Raw genomic sequence first — 275 nt, forward strand, 5'->3', positions numbered from 1 at the left:
AACTCTCCAAAGAATTTGATATAGCTCTTTAAAAATGACGAAGCTTGCGCTTCATTCAAAAATGGTAAAACTTTTTTGCCTCATCGTTCAGTTTTCAAAGTTCGTCAGTTTAAATGGTGGGCCTAAGTGGACTCGAACCACCGACCTCACGCTTATCAGGCGTGCGCTCTAACCGGCTGAGCTATAGGCCCATAATAAAAATGGTGCACCCTGAGAGATTCGAACTCCCGGCCTTTAGATTCGTAGTCTAACGCTCTATCCAGCTGAGCTAAGGG

Annotated in this window: 1 tRNA gene; it reads right to left on the reverse strand. The window is 44.7% G+C overall.

The features are described 5' to 3' along the window. Window positions 1-114 precede the first annotated feature (114 nt). Window positions 115-191: transfer RNA gene (locus KNO58_RS15330), tRNA-Ile, on the reverse strand. Between the last annotated feature and the right edge of the window lie 84 nt (window positions 192-275).

This window comes from Exiguobacterium sp. J17977 (assembly GCF_018616375.1).
Classification (GTDB): Bacteria; Bacillota; Bacilli; order Exiguobacteriales; family Exiguobacteriaceae; genus Exiguobacterium; species Exiguobacterium mexicanum.